Source organism: Micromonospora musae, assembly GCF_003626545.1.
GTDB lineage: Bacteria > Actinomycetota > Actinomycetes > Mycobacteriales > Micromonosporaceae > Micromonospora > Micromonospora musae.
In genome coordinates this window covers 639,789-655,636 of sequence record NZ_RAZS01000003.1, presented here as the reverse complement: position 1 = coordinate 655,636, position 15,848 = coordinate 639,789, and the positions used below count along the sequence as shown (strand labels likewise).

13 protein-coding genes are annotated in these 15,848 nt (G+C 73.6%); 10 read left to right on the top strand and 3 right to left on the bottom strand.

Annotation, left to right across the window (positions count from 1 at the left end; genetic code table 11):
- Positions 1 to 37: 37 nt before the first annotated feature.
- The 3 genes from D7147_RS11025 to D7147_RS11015 all read right to left on the bottom strand — a co-directional run bounded on the left by D7147_RS11025 (position 38) and on the right by D7147_RS11015 (position 3,665).
- Positions 38 to 1,321, bottom strand: coding sequence for an MFS transporter (locus tag D7147_RS11025; protein ID WP_120676353.1), 1,284 nt, complete (start codon positions 1,319 to 1,321; stop codon positions 38 to 40).
- A gap of 270 nt (positions 1,322 to 1,591) precedes the next feature.
- Complete coding sequence (locus D7147_RS11020) at positions 1,592 to 2,623, bottom strand: mechanosensitive ion channel family protein (protein ID WP_120676351.1); 1,032 nt, start codon at positions 2,621 to 2,623, stop codon at positions 1,592 to 1,594.
- Positions 2,624 to 2,777: 154 nt separating this feature from the next.
- The gene (locus D7147_RS11015; protein ID WP_120676349.1) at positions 2,778 to 3,665 is read right to left on the bottom strand and encodes a slipin family protein; all 888 of its coding nucleotides are present in this window, start codon (positions 3,663 to 3,665) and stop codon (positions 2,778 to 2,780) included.
- Between the two features lie 233 nt (positions 3,666 to 3,898).
- Here D7147_RS11015 and D7147_RS11010 point away from each other — a divergent pair, with 233 nt between their 5' ends.
- The 10 genes from D7147_RS11010 (at position 3,899) to D7147_RS10965 (ending at position 15,848) form a co-directional block, all read left to right on the top strand.
- Positions 3,899 to 4,591 (top strand): RraA family protein, encoded by a 693-nt coding sequence (locus D7147_RS11010; RefSeq protein ID WP_120676778.1) that lies wholly within the window; start codon positions 3,899 to 3,901, stop codon positions 4,589 to 4,591.
- Positions 4,592 to 4,721: 130 nt separating this feature from the next.
- Positions 4,722 to 5,861: a peptidoglycan recognition protein family protein gene (locus tag D7147_RS11005; protein ID WP_120676347.1), complete on the top strand. Its 1,140-nt coding sequence runs from the start codon at positions 4,722 to 4,724 to the stop codon at positions 5,859 to 5,861.
- Positions 5,862 to 5,995: 134 nt separating this feature from the next.
- A complete protein-coding gene (locus D7147_RS11000) occupies positions 5,996 to 6,409 on the top strand; it encodes a VOC family protein (RefSeq protein ID WP_120676345.1) in 414 nt (137 codons plus the stop codon).
- Between the two features lie 94 nt (positions 6,410 to 6,503).
- Complete coding sequence (locus D7147_RS10995; protein ID WP_120676343.1) at positions 6,504 to 8,081, top strand: FMN-binding glutamate synthase family protein; 1,578 nt, start codon at positions 6,504 to 6,506, stop codon at positions 8,079 to 8,081.
- 79 nt (positions 8,082 to 8,160) lie between these two features.
- Complete coding sequence (locus tag D7147_RS10990) at positions 8,161 to 8,517, top strand: hypothetical protein (RefSeq protein WP_147437386.1); 357 nt, start codon at positions 8,161 to 8,163, stop codon at positions 8,515 to 8,517.
- Positions 8,518 to 8,694: 177 nt separating this feature from the next.
- Positions 8,695 to 9,219 (top strand): (2Fe-2S)-binding protein, encoded by a 525-nt coding sequence (locus D7147_RS10985; protein WP_120676339.1) that lies wholly within the window; start codon positions 8,695 to 8,697, stop codon positions 9,217 to 9,219.
- Between the two features lie 2 nt (positions 9,220 to 9,221).
- Positions 9,222 to 10,217, top strand: coding sequence for an FAD binding domain-containing protein (locus tag D7147_RS10980; protein WP_120676337.1), 996 nt, complete (start codon positions 9,222 to 9,224; stop codon positions 10,215 to 10,217).
- Positions 10,214 to 12,421 (top strand): xanthine dehydrogenase family protein molybdopterin-binding subunit, encoded by a 2,208-nt coding sequence (locus D7147_RS10975; protein ID WP_120676335.1) that lies wholly within the window; start codon positions 10,214 to 10,216, stop codon positions 12,419 to 12,421. Before D7147_RS10980 ends, D7147_RS10975 begins: the two co-directional genes overlap by 4 nt.
- A 203-nt stretch (positions 12,422 to 12,624) precedes the next feature.
- On the top strand, positions 12,625 to 13,812 hold the full coding sequence (gene dinB, locus D7147_RS10970; protein WP_120676776.1) for a DNA polymerase IV: 1,188 nt from the start codon (positions 12,625 to 12,627) through the stop codon (positions 13,810 to 13,812).
- A gap of 179 nt (positions 13,813 to 13,991) precedes the next feature.
- On the top strand, positions 13,992 to 15,848 hold the full coding sequence (locus D7147_RS10965) for a GH39 family glycosyl hydrolase (RefSeq protein WP_120676333.1): 1,857 nt from the start codon (positions 13,992 to 13,994) through the stop codon (positions 15,846 to 15,848).

The window sequence follows — 15,848 nt, the reverse complement described above, 5'->3', positions numbered from 1 at the left end:
GAGCAGGGCCGGCGTGGGCCGGCCGGCCCACGCCCGCTCAGGGCCCGCTCCGGCCGACCGGCTCGATCATCGGCTGCCCGCGCCGGCCCGTATGCCGGCCCCGGCCGGCGGCACCCATCAGCAGCGCCAACGCCAGATATGGCGACGCGGCCACCGCGAACGCGACCGCGTTGCCGGCCGCCGTGGCGACGAGACCGTACCCGACGTACACCGCGATGATCGTGACGTCGGTGGCCATGCCGGCGAGCGAGGTGACGGTGGCCCGGCTCGGGCCGGCGATGCGGGCCTGCAGCCGGGCGTCGGCCAGCACGGTGGCGAGTTGGAACGCGCCGAACGCGGCCGCGACCAGGACGAACCCGGCCGGATGCGCGGTCAGCGCGCCGCCGGCCAGGGCCAGCGCGGCGATGCCCAGCAGGGCCGCGTACCCGCGGGCGCCGAGCCGCTCACCGGCCGGCGCGAGGAGCCCGCCGACGGTCATCCCGATCCAGATCAGCAGGAGCAGCAGCGGCACCGTCGCGACGCCGACGCCGGTGTCCCGGGCCAGCAGCGGGGTGTACTCGTCGAGTGCCCCCCACCCGGCGGCCACCGCCGCCACCAGCAGCAGGGCGCGTCGCACGGTGGGCACCGCCCGCGCCTCGGCCAGCCCTGCGCGCAGGCTCGCCGTCCAGCCCAGCTCGGCGTCCGGCTCGGCCGCGTCGGCGCCGGCCGGCTGCGCGTCGGGTCGCCCGGAGCGGTCACGGTGCTCCGGGAAGCGGGTGGCGACGGCGGCGGCGAGCAGGCAGGCGAGGATGCTGGCCGCGCCGACGGCCAGGTATCCGCCGACGATCAGCACCGGCCCGGCCAGCAGGCTCGCGGCGAGCGCACCGAGCACCCCGGCGGTCTTGGCCCGGCCGGTGATCCGGGCGTACCGGCCGGCCGCGCCACACCGGTCCAGCTCGGTGTAGACCAGCGCCTCCAGCGCCCCGGAGCTGAGCGCCGCACCGGCGCCCCAGAGCAGGAAGCCGAGCGCGAACGCCGGGTACGAGGGCAGCACCACCCAGAGCGCGTAGCCGCCCGCGGTGACCAGCGGGGCGAGGCAGAGCAGCAGTCGGCGGGAGTGCGCGTCGGCCAGGGCGCCCGAGGGCACCTCCAGCAGGATGGCGCTGGCCGACCAGACGACGAAGAGCGAGGAGATCTGCCCTACCGAGAGCCCGGTGTCGGTGAAGAGCAGCGCGTAGAGCGGATACAGCAGGACCAGGTCGGTGAGGAACGCGTACCCGTAGAGGGTCGCCGTCAGGCGGCGGACCGCGCGGTCGGGCACGCGCGTGGAGGTGACGGTCATGGAGGCCTTCCCGTGGGAGCGGAGCGGACGCCTGAGGTGCGGCGTCCGCGGCGGCCCACGGCTACGGCCGTCAGCGGTGCATCAATGTCGCCAGGTCATGCCCGCGATGCTAGTGGGCGTCGCCCCCACCGGGCCAGGGTTCGCGGCATCCGGGTGGCGCGCGGTGGCCCTGCGCTCGATCGGAGCGCGGCGCGGGGCGGGCGGCCTCCGGCGGGCCGGGCACCGCGAAGGGGTGGGGCCGCACGGCCCCACCCCTTCCGCGTCGACGGGTCAGTGCTGGTCCGGCCGGGGTGGCGCGGGTGGGATGACCATGGTGGTCTCGCTCTCGTCCGTGCTCCGCTGCCCGGGAATCGGGGTGCCGCCGGGCGGGGTCGGCTGGGTGGCGTCCGGGTCGTCGGCGCGCGGCACGACCTGGGTGGCGTCCGGATCCGCCGGCCGGCTGACCACCTGGGTGGCGTCGGGGTCGGCGGGTCGGGTGACCACCTGGGTGGCGTCGGGGTCGGCGGGTCGGGTCGCCCCGGTGGCGTCCGGAGCCGCGCCGGCCGGGCTCGGCGACTCGTCCGCCACGGCCGGGCTCGGCGGCTCGGCCGCCGCGGCGGAGCGCCGGTCGGCCCGGTAGGCGCGGGCGTGCGTGGCGATCGAGTGGGACTCCTGCTCCGCGCGGGTCAGCCACGCCTCCCAGCGGCTCTGCATCGGGCGGACCAGGCCGCCACCGACGCCCACGACGAGGATCCCGCCGACGGTGGCCAGCACGGCGACGAGCACGGGGGTGGTGACCGTGGTGGCCACGCCGATCTGGTTGAGCGCCGCGATGGCGCCCAGGCCGAGGAGGAAGACGTACGCGATGGTGGCCAGCACCCGGCCGTAGGAGAGGCCGCCGAGGGCGCTGCCGACGATGTCCTTGACGGCGCTGGCGATCGCGGCGGCGACCACCACGATGACGATGGCCACGAAGGCGCGCGGCAGCCAGGCGATCACCCCGGCGATCAGGTCCGAGACGGGGTTCGGTCCCCAGATGCCGAAGGCCAGCTGGAGGGTGACCAGCAGCAGCCCGTACTGGACGAGTTTCGCGACGATGTCGCTGGCGTCGTAGCGGGATCGGTCCAGCACGCGCCGCAGGCCGCCGCGTTCGACGGCACGGTCGAAGCCGACCCGTTCGAGGATCCGGTTCACGATCTTCAAGGCGGCCTTGGCGACGAACCAGCCGACCACCAGGATCGCCAGGAAGGCGACCGCCTTGGGCACGAACAGCATCACCGAGCGGAAGGCGTCGCCCACCGCGTCGCCGACGTTGTCTCTCATCCGAGGTCCTCCACGCGGGTAGGTCGAGACGTTCCGTCCCCACCTACCCGGCGGCCGCCCCGCGTCAAACGTGCCACGTCGGGTCCGGCGATCCATCCGAAGTGGATCGGATCGCCGTTGCGACCTGTCGATCGAGCCGAGCGTGGTTGCCGGGTCAGGGCCGCCCGCTGTGGCCGTCGTCCTCGGCGGCGCCGGCCACGTTCTCGGTGAGCGGCCCGAGGTCCGCCCGCTCGGAAGGCGCGCCGAGCGGCGGCATCGCGGAGGCCGGTCCGCCCGGCGATCCGGTGAACTTGTCGAAGAAGCGCAGCAACTCGACCGGGAACGGCATCACGAGCGTGCTGTTCTTCTCGGCCGCGACGTCCACCACGGTCTGCAACAGCCGCAGTTGGTAGGCGCCGGGCGTCGCCGCCATCGCCCGGGACGCGTCGGCGAGCCGGCGCGAGGCCTGGAATTCGCCGTCGGCGGCGATGACCCGGGCACGCCGCTCCCGCTCCGCCTCCGCCTGCCGGGACATCGAGCGCTTCATGCCCTCCGGCAGCGAGACGTCCTTGACCTCGACGCGTTCGATGAGCAGCCCCCACGGCTTCTCCGTCGGCGCGTCGATGACCGACTTCAGCTCGGCGTTGATCCGGTCCCGGTCGCCGAGCAGCGTGTCGAGGTCGGCCTTGCCGATCACCGAACGCATCGCGGTCTGCGCGACCTGGAGCACGGCCGCGGGGTAGTCGCGGATGTTGACCAGCGCCTTGACCGGGTCGACCACCCGGTAGTAGACGACGGCGTCCACGGTGAGCGTGACGTTGTCCCGGGTGATCGCGCCCTGCGGCGGCACGCCGATCACGGTGGTCTGCATGCTGACCCGCACCATCCGGTCGGCGATCGGGATGATCAGGTGCAGGCCGGGCTGCCGGACCTGCTCCAGCACCCGGCCGAAGCGGAAGACGATGCCGCGCTGGTACTGCTGGACCATCCGGAGGCTGAGCGCCAGCACGATCAGCACCACCACGACCACGATGACCACGGCGATCACCACACCGGCTCCCACGGCACCTCCGAATCCCGAACCGTCCGCACGTCGCGGAACCCGCGCGTACCCACTGTCGCGGCCGTCAGTCCTGCCAACCCCGGCGCAGCGGCGGCAAGCCCCCGCCGGCGGCGGCGTTCGGGCGGGCGCGGGGGCGATCGTCAGGGCGGGCCGCGCGCTCGGAATTGGATCTCGCTGCGCCGCGGTTCGGTCTCCCTACGATGGCGTCCCCGCCGAGCCGTCCGGAGGACGTCATGCTGGAGCACTTCGCCGACCTGTCCACACCGCTGCTGGCGGATGCGTGCGTACGCCTGGGGGTGCCGCTGCGGGTCGCCCCGGCCGGTGTCCGGCCGCTGCTCGCCGGCCAGCGGGTCGCCGGGCGGGTGTTGCCCGCGCGGCACTACGGCAGTGTGGACGTCTTCCTGGAGGCATACGGCCACGCGGCGACCGGGGACGTGCTCGTGGTCGACAACGGCGGCCGTACGGACGAGGCGTGCGTCGGCGACCTGACGGTGCTGGAGGCCGCCACGGCGGAGGTGGCCGGCCTGGTGGTGTGGGGGCTGCACCGGGACACCGCGGAGCTGGCCGAGATCGGGCTGCCGGTGTTCAGCTACGGCAGCTCTCCGGCGGGCCCGGTCCGGGTGGACGAGCGGAAGCCGGCGGCGTTGACGAGCGCCCGCGTCGGCGCGCACGAGGTGGGTCGGGGCGACCTGGTCTTCGGTGACGACGACGGGGTGCTCTTCGTGGCCGCCGACCGCGCCGAGAAGGTGCTCGCGGCCGCAGCGCGGATCCGGCAGGTCGAGCGGGAGCAGGCGGCGCGGATCCGGGCGGGTGAGACGCTGCGCCGGCAGACCGGCTTCGACGAGTACCTGGCGCGCCGGGTTGTCGATCCGGCGTACACGTTCCGACGCCACCTGCGTCGCGTCGGTGGGGCGATCGAGGAGTGAGCCTCGGCTGCGGGCAGCCGCCTCGGCCCGACCCCTAGCGCAGCGCCGGGTGCGGCAATATCCTCCACATGACGCGCGGCCGTTGGAGCTACTTTTCACAACCCCCGGGCCCGGCCGCAGAGGAGCTGTCATGCACGTCAACCATTCCGAACTGGACCGCCGTACGCTGCTGCGGGCCGGCCTCGGCGCCGCCACGGTCGCGGTCGTCGGGAGCGAGCTCGCCTTCCCGGCCGCGGCGCGGGCGACCCCGGGCGCGGGCACGGACCTCGACTGGATCATCGGCTGCGCCGAGTGGGGGGCGCGCCCACCGGCCGACCCGCTGTCGATCAGCGCCACCGCGACCAACAAGATCATCGTGCACCACATGGCCTTCCCCAACGTCACCGACTACTCGCAGGCGCAGGCCGTCAAGCTGGCGAAGGACTGCCAGGACCTGCACATGGACGGCAACGGCTGGTCCGACACCGGACAGCACTTCACGGTGAGCCGCGGCGGGTACGTGCTGGAGGGCCGCACCGGAAGCCTGGAGCGCCTCCAGGCCGGCGACCGGCAGATGATCGCCGCGCACTGCCCCGGTGAGAACGGTCGGGCCATCGGGATCGAGAACGAGGGCACCTACGTCACCGAGACGCCGCCGCAGGCGCTGCTCGACTCGCTGGTCAAGCTCTGCGCCACCATCTGCCGGCAGTACGGCCTGCAGGCGCACGACATCTTCGGCCACTGGGACTTCCGCAACACGCAGTGCCCGGGAGCGGCGTTCTACCGGCAGTTCCCGATGCTGCGGCGCCGGGTCTTCGCCGAGCTCGACACCCGCCTCGCCGACGTGCCGGCCCGCCGCTGGCCGGACCTGTGGCGCTTCGTCGGCTCGCCGTCGGTGCAGGTGGTGCAGTACCTGCTCGCCCACCGCGGCTACGCCGTCCCGATCAACAGCGTCTTCGACGCGGCGACGGTGGCGGCCGTGCAGGACTGGCAGTACCGCAACGGCATCCCGGTGGACGTCGACGCCACGCTCACCCCGCAGACCTGGGAGACCCTCGTCCCCGAGCTGGACAAGCACGCCAGCGGTCTTCCGGTCAGCGCCGTGCAGTTCATCTTGAACGTCAAGGGGTACGCCGACGTCACGGTGACCGGCGAGTACGACTTCGCGACCCGCAAGGCGGTGCAGGACCTGCAGGGCGTGCACGGGCTGCCGCGCAACGGCAAGGTGGACGTCAGCACCTGGTGCGCCATCGTCGGCGGCGTGGTGCGACAGTCCTTCAAGCACCACTGAGTCCGGCCGTCGCTCCGGTGGGGGGCGGTCGGCACCCGACCGCTCCCCCGCCTGGCGCGAAACGCGGCCGCGCCTCGTTGTCCCGCCCCTCGTGAGCTGCGACGATGACGCAGGTCACGACCAAGGAGGGTGCTGTGGCGTCTCGACTCAACCCGTACCTCAACTTCCCGGGCAACGCCCGCGAGGCCATCGAGTTCTACCGACAGGTCTTCGGCGGCTCGCTGTACGTGAGCACGTTCGGCGAGTTCGGCAACGCCGCGCCGGGCACCGAGGACCAGATCATGCACGCCATGTTGGACACCGATCGGGGCTTCACGCTGATGGTGTCGGACCTCCCACCCGGCATGCAACACGAGCCGGGGAACAACATCAGCGTGAGCCTCAGCGGCGACGACGCCGACGAGCTGCGCGGCTACTGGGAGCGGCTCAGCGAGGGCGGCGTGGTGGCGATGCCGCTGGAGAAGCAGATGTGGGGCGACGAGTTCGGCATGTGCGTCGACCGCTTCGGCATCCAGTGGATGGTGGACATCATGCCGAAGCAGGGCTGACTCCCCGCCTCGGCTGTCGCCCGGCGACGGTGGCGCGTGGCGACGGTGGCGGCCCGGCGGTTTGCGTCGGCCCGATCCCGGAAAGAGTGCGGGCATGACGTGGGCACGCCGAGTCGTACCCGCGGCGGCGGCCGCCGCGATCGCGGCCCTCGCCGCCCGGGACCTCACCCAACGCGATCACGCGCTGCTGCGTAACTTCCCGGTGCTGGGCCGGGCCCGGTACCTGCTGGAGGCGATCGGGCCCGAGCTACGCCAGTACATCGTGGCCGGCAACAACGAGGAGCGGCCCTTCACCCGCGACCAGCGCCGCTGGGTGTACGCGTCGGCGAAGCAGCAGAACAACTACTTCGGCTTCGGCACGGACAACGACATCGAGTACACCCCCGGCTATCCGATCATCAAGCATCGGACCTTCGGTCGAGCGGTCCCCCCGTCCGCGCCGAACGCCGGGCACGACGTGCGGCTGCCCTGCGCCAAGGTGCTCGGCGCGGCGCGTGGCCGCAGCGGCGCGTTCCGGCCCGGGTCGGTCGTGAACATCTCCGGGATGAGCTTCGGATCGCTCTCCGGCAACGCGGTCGCGGCGTTGAACCGGGGTGCGGCCCTGGCCGGTTGCCTGCAGAACACCGGCGAGGGCGGTCTGTCGCCGTACCACCGCAACGGCGGTGAACTGGTTTTCCAGATCGGTACGGCCTACTTCGGCTGCCGGGACGAGCGCGGGCGGTTCAGCCTGGCCCGGCTGCGGGACCTGGTCGCCGCAGCGCCCGTGCGGGCGCTGGAGATCAAGCTCAGCCAGGGGGCGAAGCCGAGCCTCGGCGGGTTGCTGCCGGGCGCCAAGGTCTCCGCGGAGATCGCCGCCACCCGGGGAGTACCCGTGGGGCGGGACTGCGTGAGCCCGTCCCGGCACGCGGAGTTCTCCGACTGCGACAGTCTGCTGGACTGGGTGGAGCTGCTCGCCGCCGAGACCGGGCTGCCGGTCGGTATCAAGTCCGCCGTCGGTGACCTGGGTTTCTGGCACGAGCTGACCGACCTGATGCGGGACACCGGCCGGGGCGTCGACTTCGTGACCGTCGACGGTGGCGAGGGCGGCACGGGCGCCGCGCCACTGATCTTCACCGACTCCGTCTCGCTCCCCTTCCAGCAGGGCTTCTCCCGGGTCTACTCCCTCTTCGCCGAGCGGGGGCTGCACGAGCAGGTGGTCTTCGTCGGCGCGGGCAAGCTCGGCCTGCCCGACAACGCGGTGGTCGCGTTCGCGCTCGGCTGCGACCTGGTGAACGTCGGCCGGGAGGCGATGCTGGCGATCGGCTGCATCCAGGCGCAGAAGTGCCACACCGACACCTGCCCGACCGGCGTCGCCACCCAGAACGCGTGGCTGGCCCGCGGCCTGGACCCGGCACGCAAGTCGGTACGGGCGGCGAACTACCTCCGGACCCTGCGCCGCGACCTGATGAAGGTCGCCGAGGCGTGCGGAGTGGAGCATCCCGGGCTGATCGGCACCGACTCGGTGGAGTTCCTGGACGGCCGCACCGGCTCCACCCCGCTGCACGAGGTCTACGGATACCAGCCGGGATGGGGGCTCCCCTCCGCCGACGACCGGGCGGAGCTCGTCCGCCTGATGTCCGGCGAGGCCCCGCAGGGCGGCAGCGCCCCGCCGTCGCCGACCGCGGTGAGCTGACCGCCCTGCCGGCATCTCGAATCGTTCCGTCCCGCTCTGATCTACCGCTGGGTGACGAGAGTGTTGCATTCTGGTTGCCATGGGAGAGGTATTGCCGATGCCCAGCCTCGGTGACCTGTTCGCCGACACGCGGGGCGAGGACCGGACGATGCGGGTCAGCTATCACCCGGAGCGGGAGGCCGTGGTGCTCTCACTGTGGAGCGGCGGGGTCTGCCGGGCCTCGTTCCGGATGCCCACCGGCGACCTGCCGCGCCTGCTGGCGCTGTTGGGTGGGGTCGTCGCGGGCGGCACACCGCCGGCCGGAACCCTGCCCGACCGGACGGACCCCCGGACCCCACCGGTGGAGCGCACCGCGATCGTCGAGCAGACCCGTGGAACGACCGGCGCGGCGCAGCGTGGCGTGCTGCCGATCGCACCGGCGCCCCGGGTCGCCTGACCGACGCGGCGCACCCCGCCGTCCGCTCCACGATCCGGTGGGCGGGTGCCGGCGCTCGTCGCCGAGCGCCCCGGCTCATCCCCAACGGACTTGGTGGATCCCTGCCTCCCCGCCCCGGCAAACCGGAGAAGATGGCCGAAACAGGGCGACCGGCGGAAGGCTGGGGACGGAGGGCTGATGGGCCAGGACTCCCGGAACGCGCGGGCGGCGCAGCCGGCGGCCGGTGACGCCGGCACCGTTCGGGTGACGCTGACCGTGAACGGAGCCGACCACGAGCTGCTGATCGACAGCCGCGTCACGCTGCTCGACGCCCTGCGCGACGAACTCGCGTTGACCGGCACCAAGAAGGGGTGCGACCAGGGCGCCTGCGGCGCGTGCACCGTACTCGTCGACGGACGACGGGTGCTGTCCTGCCTGACCCTGGCCGCCCAGTGCGACCGACGGCAGGTGGCCACCATCGAAGGACTCTCGTCGGACGGGCGACTCCACCCGCTCCAGGAGGCGTTCCTGCGCCACGACGGGTTCCAGTGCGGCTACTGCACGCCGGGGCAGATCATGTCGGCCGTCGCCCTGCTACACGAGGGACGGACCGGCTCCGACGACGAGATCCGCGAGTTCATGAGCGGCAACATCTGCCGCTGCGGGGCGTACCCGAACATCGTCGCGGCGATCCGTGAGGTCGCCCGGCAGGGAGCGCGGTAGGCGTGCGGGCCTTCGAGTACGTGCGGGCGGACGACATCGGCGCGGCCGTGGCGCTGGTGAGCGGCGACCCGGCCGCCCAGTACCTCGCCGGCGGGACCACGCAGGTGGACCTGATGCTCAAGGACGGCATCCTCGAACCCGAGCGGGTCGTCGACATCACCCGGTTGCCGCTACGCGGGATCACCGCCGACGACCGGACCCTCCGGGTCGGCGCGCTGACCACCATGGAGGAGCTGGCCGCCGACCCCACCGTCGCCGAACGGCTGCCGTTCGTCCGGACCGCCCTGCTGGCGGGAGCCTCGACCCAGCTGCGCAACATGGCCACCATCGGCGGGAACCTGCTGCAACGTACCCGCTGCCGCTACTTCCGGGACCCGGGCGTGCCGGACTGCAACAAGCGCACCCCGTCGTCGGGCTGCGCCGCCATCACGGGCGCGGGCGCACGCATGCACGCCATCCTCGGCGCCGGCGAGACCTGCATCGCGCTGCACGCCTCCGACCTGTGCGTACCGCTCGTGGCGCTCGACACGGTGGTGCGGGTACGCGGAACCGACGGCGAACGCCGGATACCGCTGACCGAGTTCTACCTCCTCCCCGGCGACCGTCCGGACCTCGAGACCGTGCTGCGCCACGGTGACCTCGTCACCGCGATCGAAATCCCGCTGCCGCCGGCGGCCATCCGTTCCGGCTACCTCAAGGTGCGGGACCGGGCCTCCTACGAGTTCGCCCTCGTCTCGGTCGCCGCCGCGCTGACCGTCGAGGACGGGACCATCACCGAGGCGCGGCTCGGCCTCGGCGGGGTCGGCACGATCCCCTGGCGCGCCCGGGCGGCCGAGCAGGTCCTCACCGGCGCGCCGGCGACCGTCGAGACCTACCGGGCAGCGGCGGAGGCGGAGCTGCGCGCCCCCTTCACAGTGCCGGGGACGGCGTTCAAACCCGAGCTGGCCCGACGGACGATCGTGCGCGCCCTGGAGGAGCTGGGAGGTGACCGGACGTGACCCTGACCCGTCCTGTGGTCGTCGGCGCCGGCGTGGACCGGGTCGACGGGCCGCTCAAGGTGGCGGGCGCCGCCGCGTACTCCTCGGACATCACCCTTCCCGGCATGGTGCACGTCGCACTGGTCCGCAGCACGATCGCCGCCGGGCGGATCACCCGGCTCGACACCGGCGCGGCCGAGCAGCTGCCCGGCGTGCTGGCCGTCCTCTCCCACCACAACGCGCCCCGGCTGGCCGCCGGGCCGACGAACAACCTGGGACCGACGCCGCCACCGCCGCTGCAGGACGATCGGATCCGGCACCACGGCCAGTACCTGGCGGCGGTGGTCGCCGAGAAGCCGTACCAGGCGGCCGCGGCGGCCCGCGCCGTCACCGTCGAGTACGAGCGCACCGAGCCCGTGTTGAGGATCGAGGACCCGGCCGGGGAGCTGCGGACCGACCCGTTCGGGATGGACGCGACGCGGGGCGACGCCGCCGGTGCGCTGGCCGCCGCCGAGGTCGTGCACGAGGCCACGTACGTCACCGCGGAGAACACCAACAATCCGCTCGGGCTCTTCGCGACGGTGGCGCAGTGGAGCGGTGGCCGCCTCACCGTGCACGACGCCACCCAGTGGACCTCGAACACCTGCCAGACCCTCGCCCAGATGTTCGAGGTGCCCGAGTCGGCGGTGCGCGTCTACGCGAAGTACGTCGGCGGGGCGTTCGGTTCCGGACTCCGGGTGTGGCCGCACGTGGTCCTCGCGGTGCTGGCCGCGCGCACGGTCGGTCGGCCGGTGAAGCTGGTGCTCTCTCGCCCGGAGATGTTCACCGGCATCGGGCACCGGCCGAACACGGTGCAGCAGCTCCGGATCGGCGCCGCCCGCGACGGCGGCTTCGTGGCGATCGAGCACGAGGCCCTCCAGACCGTCGCCATGGACGACGAGAACCTGGAGCCGGTCGCCGCTTCCAGCGCCAGCGCGTACGCCTGCCCGAACGTGGCCACCCGCGACCGGCAGCGGCGGCTCAACATCCCCTGCCCCGGGTCGATGCGGGCGCCCGGCGAGGCGCAGGCCAACTTCGCGCTGGAGTCGGCGATCGACGAGCTCTCCTACCTGCTCGACCTGGACCCGCTCGACCTGCGGCTGCGCAACTACGCGCAGGTGCAGCCCCAGTTCGGTCTGCCCTGGTCGAGCAAGGCCCTGCGGGAGTGCTACCAGGTGGGCGCGGAGCGGTTCGGCTGGTCCCGCCGCGACCGGCGGATCGGGGCGATGCGGGACGGTCGGTGGCTCGTCGGCTACGGCATGGCCGGGGTGAGCTACCTGTGGTGGCAGGTGCACTGCGAGGCCCGCGCGACGATCGGCAGCGACGGCACGGGCTACGTCCGCAGCGCCGCCACGGACATCGGCACCGGCACGTACACCGTGATGCGGCAGCTCTCGGCCGAGCTGCTCGGGCTCGAGCTGGACCAGGTGCGCTTCGACCTCGGCGACTCGAACCTGCCCTGGTCGCCGCAGGCCGGCGGGTCCGGGCTGACCGGGGCACTGGGGAACGCCGTGCACGCCGCCTGCCGGGAACTCATCAGGACGTTCCTGAGGACCGTCGTGAACGACTCGGCGTCGCCGCTGCGGGGCTGCACCATCGACGACGTCGCCGTGAGCGGCGGACGGATCCACCACCGGGCCGACGGCAAGCTGGGCGAGAGCTTCGTGGCCATCCTGGCCCGGCACGGGCTGGACGAGTTGACCGCCGACGGCGTCAGCGACCCACCGGACCCGCAGGAGGTCGGCATGGCGCCGGCCGGCGCGTTCGCGGCGAAGTTCGTCGAGGTGCACGTCGACCCGGACCTCGGCCTGCTGCGGGTGCCGCGGATCGTCTCCGTCGTCGACGGCGGCCGGATCCTCAACGAGAAGCTGGCCCGCAGCCAGATCATCGGCGCCACGGTCGGCGGCGTCGGCCAGGCGATCCTCGAGGAGACCGTCACCGACCCCCGGACCGGCCGCATCGCGAACGCCAACCTCGGCGACTACCTGGTGGCCGTGAACGCGGACATCGGCGAGATCGACGTCACCTTCGTCGGCGAGCCGGATCAGCTGACACCGCTCGGCACCAAGGGGGTCGGCGAGGTCGGCCTGCCGGGCACGGCCGCGGCGGTCGCGAACGCCGTCTACCACGCGACCGGGAAGCGGATCCGCTCCCTGCCCATCACGATCGACGAGCTGCTCGGTTAGCCCCGGTCTCGGTGAGCGAGCCCGACCGCGCCGGCCCCGGCGGCGGTCCGGTCGGGCGAGCCGACCGGAACAGGCTCCGACCCGCGACGCCCCCCGTCGCGGCGCCGCGGGTCGCCCGTCACGACTGTCGCCGCACCGGGTCGACGGGCAGCCGTAACCGCAGGTCAGTGACGGGGTCGCGACGGCTGTGCGAACATGTGTTCGTGTCATCCGGGGCCACGATCCTGCACGCCGACCTGGACGCGTTCTACGCCTCCGTCGAGCAGCGGGACGACCCACGGCTGCGGGGTCGACCGGTGATCGTCGGCGGCGGGGTGGTGCTCGCCGCCAGCTACGAGGCGAAGGCGCGTGGCGTCCGCAGCGCCATGGCCGGGCGGCAGGCCCGCCGGCTCTGCCCGGACGCCGTCGTCGTGCCGCCCCGGATGGCGGCGTACACGGCGGCCAGCCGGGCGGTGTTCGAGATCTTCCGGCGGACCACGCCGCTGGTGGAGGGGATCTCGGTCGACGAGGCGTTCCTCGACGTCGGCGGTCTGCGACGGCTGGTCGGAGCGCCGGCCGAGATCGCGGCGCGGCTGCGCCGGGAGGTCCGCGACGGCGTCGGCCTGCCCATCACGGTGGGCGTGGCGCGGACGAAGTTCCTCGCCAAGGTCGCCAGCGGGGTGGCCAAGCCCGACGGCCTGCTCGTCGTGCCGCCGGACGGGGAGCTGGCGTTCCTGCACCCGCTGCCGGTGGAGCGGCTGTGGGGGGTGGGACCGGTCACCGCGGCGAAGCTGCGCGAACGGCGGGTCCGCACGGTCGGCGAGGTGGCCCGGCTCGGCGAGGCGGCGCTGGTCTCCCTGCTCGGCGCCGGCGCCGGGCGGCACCTGCACGCGCTCGCCCACAACCGTGACCCGCGTCCGGTGCAGGTGGGTCGTCGGCGGGGCTCGATGGGTGCGCAGCACGCGCTGGGGCGGGGAGCGCACGCGCCGCAGGAGCTGGAGGCCATCGTCGCGGGGCTGGTCGACCGCGTCACCCGGCGGATGCGCGCGGCCCGGCGCAGCGGTCGGACGGTCGTGCTGCGGCTGCGCTTCGGCGACTACACCCGGGCGACCCGGTCGCACACCCTCGCGAAGGCGACCGACGACACCCGGGTGGTGCTCGACGCCGTTCGAGCCCTGCTGCGGGCGGCGCTGCCGGAGATCGCGCGCCGTGGCGTCACGCTGGTGGGCGTCGCCGTGGGCAACCTGGACGACGCCCCGGTCCAGCCGCCGCTGCCGTTCGACCGCGATCCGGGCGCGGACCTCGACGCGGCCGTGGACGCGGTCCGGGACCGGTTCGGCGCGGCGGCGCTCACCCGGGCGGTGCTGCTCGGCCGGGACGACGACCCGCAGATGCCTCGCCTGCCGGACTGAAACCCGGCCCGCCGTCCGGAAGGGATCAATGCGGCGCCAGCCCGTCGAGGGACCGACCCACGGCGGCGACCGAACCCGATCAGCGCTCGGGAAAAAGTGCCTGGTGCGGGGGCGCGACCGCCACAGAAACCGGTTACAGTGCTCGGACCGGAATACCCGACACACCAGGAGGTGCCCCGGTGACGAGCACCAGCGACCACCCACCGGCCGATGCCCGATCCGACTGGGAGGCGCGAATCGCCCTGCGCAGCGACGAGACCGGCACCACGGACGGCACACCCGTCCTCGCCCCACCGCCGGGGCTGACCGCCCTCGCCGGGGTCGGCCACGTCCGCCTCGCCTGGTCGCCGGTGCCCGGCGCGGTCGGATACCTCGTACACCGGGCACCCGTCGCCGACGGCGTCGTCTCCGGCGAGCTGACCCCGGTCGACCACCTCGGCGGCGACGTCCTCTCCGTGCCGGACACCTGGTACGTCGACACCACGGGCGAGCTGGGCCGGCCGTACGCGTACGCGGTGGCCGCCGTACCCGAGGTCACCGTCACCGGCCCGCTCTGCACGCCGGTGGCCTGCGCGTCGCTGCCCCTCACCGACAGCGTCCCGACCGTGGAGCTGGCCGTCGACGCCGCCGCGACCGGGGCGTCGCTGCCGCGCCCGTGGCAGCCGATGATCGGCAGCGAGCGGCTCTCCCAACTGCTCTGCACCGACACCTCGGGCGGGCGGGAGATCGGCGCCGAGCTGCTGGCCGCGCTGCGCCGGATCCGGGACGAGGTCGGCGTCGAGACGGTGCGGGCGCACTCGATCCTCCACGACGATCTGGGCGTCTACCGCGAGGTCGACGGCGTACCGGTGCTCGACTTCACCGGCGTCGACCGGGTCTACGACCTGCTGCTCGCCACCGGTCTGCGGCCGGTGGTGGAGATCGGCTTCATGCCCCGCGACCTGGCCAGCGATCCCGAGCGGACCGTCTTCCAGTACCGCGGCGTCATCTCCCCGCCGAAGGACTGGGACCGCTGGGCGGAGCTGGTCCGCGCCCTGGTCGCGCACCTGCTCGACCGGTACGGCGAGGAGGTGCTGGGCTGGGACTTCGAGGTGTGGAACGAGGCCAACCTGGAGGTGTTCTGGTCGGGCACCCGCGACGAGTGGATGCGGTTGTACGACGTGACCGCCCGGGCGGTCAAGGACGTCGACCCGCGCATCCCGGTCGGCGGGCCCTCCTCGGCCGCCGCCGGATGGGTGGACGCGCTACTCGGCCACGCCCGCCGCTCGGGCGCGCCCGTCGACTTCGTCTCCACTCACACCTACGGCAGCCCGCCGCTGGACCTGCGCCCCACCCTGGCGCGGTTCGGCTTCCCGGAGGCCCGGATCCTCTGGACCGAGTGGGGCGTCACCCCCACCCACTTCCACCCGGTCAACGACGGCACCTCCGCGGCGACGTTCCTGCTCTCCGGCATGCGCTCGGCCGCCGGCCGGGTCGACGCCCTGTCGTACTGGGTGGCCAGCGACCACTTCGAGGAGCTGGGTCGCCCGCCACGGCTGCTGCACGGCGGCTTCGGTCTGATCACCGTCGGCGGCATCGCCAAGCCCCGCTACCACGCGCTGCGGATGCTGAGCCGGCTCGGCGAGACCGAGCTGCCGGTGCGGGCCGGCGGCGACGGCGCGGAGGGGCTGGTGCAGAGCTGGGCCAGCCGGCGCGCCGACGGCGGTCTCGCGATCCTCGTCTGGGCGCACACCCTGGACCAGTCCAAGCGGGACGGCGACGCCGCCCTGGCCCGGCGACTCCGCCTCGTCGTGGAGGGCGCGGCCGGCCTGACGGTCACCGTCACCCGCCTCGACCGGGAGCACGGCGACATCACCACCCTCGCCGGGCGACTCGGCATCACCGAGTGGCCCGCCGACGAGCAGTGGGACGCGCTGCGCGCCGTCGACGAGCTGGCGACGGAGAAGGTCGAGTCCGGCACCGAGGGCGGCGCGGCGGTAGTGGAGCTGCACCTTCCGCAGCCGGGCGCGGTCCTGATCGAGGTCGCCGGAGGCTGA